Consider the following 4462-nt stretch of genomic DNA (forward strand, 5'->3'; position numbering starts at 1 on the left):
CGCAGACAGTGGGGTCGCCTTTTCTTTGCTTACTTTCTTTTGGCGAAGCAAAAGAAAGTGAGTCCGCCGCCGGGCGGAATCCCGGCCCCGGAAAACAAAAAAACAAACCTCAAGACCACCTAGGCACAGCCTCATCCTTGAGCTGCCGCCGCAGCAGGTCATAGTCCGGCACCACGCTCTCCACCGTGTCCCAAAACCGCTGCGAGTGGTCCATCACCCGCAGATGCGCCAGCTCATGCGCCACCACATAGTCGATCACCGGCAGGCGAAAGTGGATCAACCGCCAGTTCAGCCGGATCGACCCATCCGCGCTCGCGCTTCCCCAGCGAGTCGCGGCATTCGACAGCGACAGCTTCTGCCACCGCACCCCCAGCCGGGGCGCGAAATGGTCGAGCCGCTCGATGAAAAGCCGGCGCGCCTGCCGCATGAGCCAGGCCTGGGCGGCATCGCGGATCTGCGAGGCCTCGGCGTTCTGCGCCACGGCCAGGCGCAAAGTGCGCGGGCCGGCGGCGTCATCGCTTGCATCGAGCGTGCCGCCGACGCTTGCAAAGCCGTGCTTCGGATCGAGGCGGATCACGACCGTCTCGCCCATGAAGGGAAACTCCGCGCCGTCCTTCCAGTCGATGCGCGTGGCCTCGACGCGTGCGTGGCGCTGCTGCGTCTCCAGCAGCTTGCGCAGGATCCAGCCGGCCTTTTCCTGGATGGCGGCATCGACGTCGCGCAGCGTGACCCAGCGGGGCGCGCGCACCGACAGGCCTTCGGCGCCGACCACGAAGCCGATGGTCTTGCGCTTGCCGCGCTTGAACTCGTAGGCCACGCGCGCCGACCCGAGCACCGCTTCTCGCGTGGCCTCAGGGTGCACGAAGCTTGCGAGCGCGAGCGTGTCGCGCAGCGGGACGGCGGGCTGCGCAGGACCGGCGTCTCCGGCCCTGCCTGCAGGCTGCGCATCGGCCACCGGGGGTGCGGGCACGGCCGGCGGCGTCGCCTTTTTCCGGACCTTCTTGCCGCGCGGCTCGCTCGGCTTGGCCGGCGCAAACTCGCTGCCCAACCCTTCGAACAGGTCCATCGTGAACTGAAGCAGTCCCCGCATCTCGGGTTCTTTCTTTTCTTCTACTACTTCAGCGCCTCTTGCGGCGCCTGCGGCAGCGGCAGGCTGTCGCGGTAGGCCTCGGGATCGAGCCGGCGCATCTCGGATTCGATCCAGGCCTCGACCTCGCGCATCAGCTCGTCGGGCTTGCGGCCCACGCTGGGAATGGCCGGGCCGATCGACACGTCGACCACGCCGGGACGCTTGATGAAGGCCTTGCGCGGCCAGACCTTGGCCGAGGTGACGGCCACCGGGATCACCGGCACGCCGGTCTCGCATGCGAGGCGCGTGCCGCCGCTCTTGTAGGTGCCCTTCTGGCCGCGCGGAATGCGGGTGCCCTCGGGAAACATGATGATCCAGATGCCCTGCGCCAGCAGCTTGCGGCCCTGGTTCACGACCTTGTTGAAGGCCTGCGCGCGCTGGCTGCGGTCGATGTGGATCATGTCGAGCCGGGCCATCGCCCAGCCGAAGAAGGGCACGTAGATCAGCTCCTTCTTGAACACGAAGGCCAGCGGATGCGGCATCAGCGTGGGCATCAGGAAGGTCTCGAAGGTCGACTGGTGCTTCACCAGCAGGACCGCGCCGGCCAGCTTGTCGGCGGGCAGGTTTTCCATGCCGGTCACGCGCGTCTGGATGCCCAGCAGCACGCGCGCGCCGCCGATGGCCCAGCTGAGCCACTGCACCGCCATCCAGTAGAGCGGGATGCCGCGCTTCCAGAGCGAACTGACGCACATGATGATGCCCCAGGGCACCACGGTGACGAGCATCCACAAGGCATGGACAACGGAACGGATAAAAGCCATCAGACAGCCACCTGCAGTGCAGCCTGCGCTTCGCGCGCAAGCAAGAAGTCGACAAAGGCGGCGAGGTTCTCATGAACCACGGTGTTCGCCGGGTATTCGGGAGGCAGCGGATCGACGCCGCGGCAGGCCGCGCCCATGCCGGTGAGCAGCAGGTGCGGCTCGCAGCCGGCGGCCGCGCCGGCCTGCAGGTCGCGCAGGCTGTCGCCCGCGGTGGGCACGTCCTTCAGGTCGATGCCGTAGCGGTCGGCAATCTGGCGGAACAGGCCCGGCGCGGGCTTGCGGCAATCGCAGCCCTCGTCGGGGCTGTGCGGGCAATAGAAGACCGCATCGACCCGCCCGCCCACGGCCGCGAGCATCTTGTGCATCTTGGCGTGCATGGCATTGAGCGAGGCCATGTCGAACAGCCCGCGGCCCAGGCCCGACTGGTTGGACGCGATCACCACGTGCCAGCCCGCATGGTTGAGCCGGGCCACGGCCTCGAGCGCACCGGGCAGCGGCGTCCACTCGATGTCGCTCTTGACGAAGTCTTCGCGGTGCACGTTGATCGTGCCGTTGCGGTCGAGGATGACGAGTTTCATGGCAGTGCCGCCCATGGTGAGGTCGCCGGGGGGATGATCAAGCAGCCAGCCGCTCGAGCTGCGCCACGCGGTTCATCGCGGCGTGCAGCGACATCAGCAGGCCCAGCCGGTTCAGGCGCAGGTCGGCCTGCTCGGCATTGACCATCACGCCGTCGAAGAAGGCATCGACCGGCTCGCGCAGCGCGGCCAGGGTCTGCAGCGAAGCGGTGTAGTCGCCGGCATCGAACTGGGCGTTGGCCGCGGGCACGACCTCGGCCATGGCGGCATGCAGCGCCTTCTCTGCGGGCTCCTTCAGCAGCAGTTCGCTGACGTGCGCGTCGGCCTCGGGCGCCTTCTTGAGGATGTTGCCGATGCGCTTGTTGGCGGCGGCCAGCGCGGCGGCGGCGGGCAGCGCGGCAAAGGCGCGCACGGCCGCCAGCAGCTTGGGCACCTCGCCCAGGCGCTGCGGCCGCGGCGCCAGCACGGCGTCGACTTCCTGCGCGCTGGCGCCCTGCTCGCGCAGGCTGCCGGCCAGGCGGTCGAGGATGAAGTCCTGCAGCTCGGCCGTGGCCTTGCCGGTGTCGAAGCCGTCGATGTCCTTGAACTGCGCGGCGGCGTCCTGCAGCAGCGCGTCGAGCTTCAGCGGCAGGTCTTTCTCGATCAGCATGCGGATCACGCCGAGCGCATGGCGGCGCAGCGCGAAGGGATCGCGGTCGCCGGTGGGCAGGTTGCCGATGCCGAACATGCCGACCAGCGTCTCGAGCTTGTCGGCCAGCGCGACCACCAGGCCCACGCTGTTGCGCGGCAGCTCGTCGCCGGCAAAGCGCGGCTTGTAGTGGTCTTCGATCGCGTCGGCCACTTCAGCAGCGAGGCCGTCGTGCAGCGCGTAGTAGCGGCCCATGGTGCCCTGCAGCTCCGGGAACTCGCCGACCATGTCGGTCACGAGGTCGGCCTTGGCCAGCTGCGCGGCCTGCACCGCATGCGCGACGAGCGCGGCGGCGCCGAGCTTTTCGGCGATGCCGCGCGCAATGCGCATCACGCGTTCGACGCGCTCGCCCTGGGTGCCGAGCTTGTTGTGATAGACCACCTTGCCCAGCGATTCGACGCGCGAGGCCAGCGACTTCTTGCGGTCCTGGTCGAAGAAGAACTTGGCGTCGGCCAGGCGCGGACGCACCACGCGCTCGTTGCCGCCGACCACCGCGCTCGCGTCCTCGGGGCTGATGTTGCTGACCACCAGGAACTTGTTGGTGAGCCGGTTCGAGGCGTCCAGCAGCGGAAAGTACTTCTGGTTGGCCTTCATCGTGAGGATGAGGCACTCCTGCGGCACCTCGAGGAATTCGCGCTCGAAGCTGCAGACCAGCACGTTGGGCCGCTCGACCAGCGCGGTCACTTCGTCGAGCAGCGCGTCGTCATGGATGGGCACGGCAGCGCCGCCGACCCGCACGGCCGCGGCCGCGAGCTGGCGCGCGATCTCGGTGCGGCGCGCTTCGAAGCTCGCGATGACCGCGCCCTCGTCCTGCATCTGCAGCGCATAGCTGTTGGCGTCGCGCAGCACGACCGGATCGACGGCAGCCTCGAAGCGGTGGCCGTGGGTCTCGCGGCCGGCCTTCAGGCCGAGCGCCTCCACCGGCACCACGGCATCGCCATGCAGCGCCACCAGGCCATGCGCGGGGCGTACGAAGCTCACGCTGCTCCAGCCGGGCAGCTCACAGCCGCTTTCGAGCTGGTAGCTCATCACCTTGGGAATCGGCAGCTTGGCAATGGCCTCGGCCAGCGCCTTCTGCAGGCCTTCGGCCAGCGTTGCGCCCTTGGCGGTGCTTTCGTAGAACAGCGCTTCGGCCTTGCCGTCCATCGCGCGCTTCAGGCCAGGCACGGCCGAGGCGTCGGCGCCCAGCGCGGCCAGGCGCTTCAGCAAGGCGGGCGTGGGCTGGCCCGAGGCGTCGAGCCCCACGGCCACGGGCATGAGCTTTTGCGAGACGGCCTTGTCGGCGGCGCGCTCGGCCACGTGCGTGAGG

4 protein-coding genes are annotated in these 4462 nt (G+C 68.7%); all 4 read right to left on the reverse strand.

The window, feature by feature from the left end; all coding sequences use genetic code 11:
• Window positions 1–109 precede the first annotated feature (109 nt).
• The gene (locus AC1DOC_RS20965; RefSeq protein WP_370880706.1) at window positions 110–1090 is read right to left on the reverse strand and encodes a M48 family metallopeptidase; all 981 of its coding nucleotides are present in this window, start codon (window positions 1088–1090) and stop codon (window positions 110–112) included.
• Between the two features lie 23 nt (window positions 1091–1113).
• Complete coding sequence (locus AC1DOC_RS20970) at window positions 1114–1890, reverse strand: lysophospholipid acyltransferase family protein (RefSeq protein ID WP_015867502.1); 777 nt, start codon at window positions 1888–1890, stop codon at window positions 1114–1116.
• Complete coding sequence (gene gmhB, locus AC1DOC_RS20975; RefSeq protein ID WP_015867503.1) at window positions 1890–2483, reverse strand: D-glycero-beta-D-manno-heptose 1,7-bisphosphate 7-phosphatase; 594 nt, start codon at window positions 2481–2483, stop codon at window positions 1890–1892. Before gmhB ends, AC1DOC_RS20970 begins: the two co-directional genes overlap by 1 nt.
• A gap of 22 nt (window positions 2484–2505) precedes the next feature.
• Window positions 2506–4462 (reverse strand): glycine--tRNA ligase subunit beta (gene glyS / locus AC1DOC_RS20980; RefSeq protein ID WP_478130414.1); only part of this gene is annotated, 1957 nt, incomplete at its 5' end.

The organism is Variovorax sp. 01T439_2, assembly GCF_056398445.1.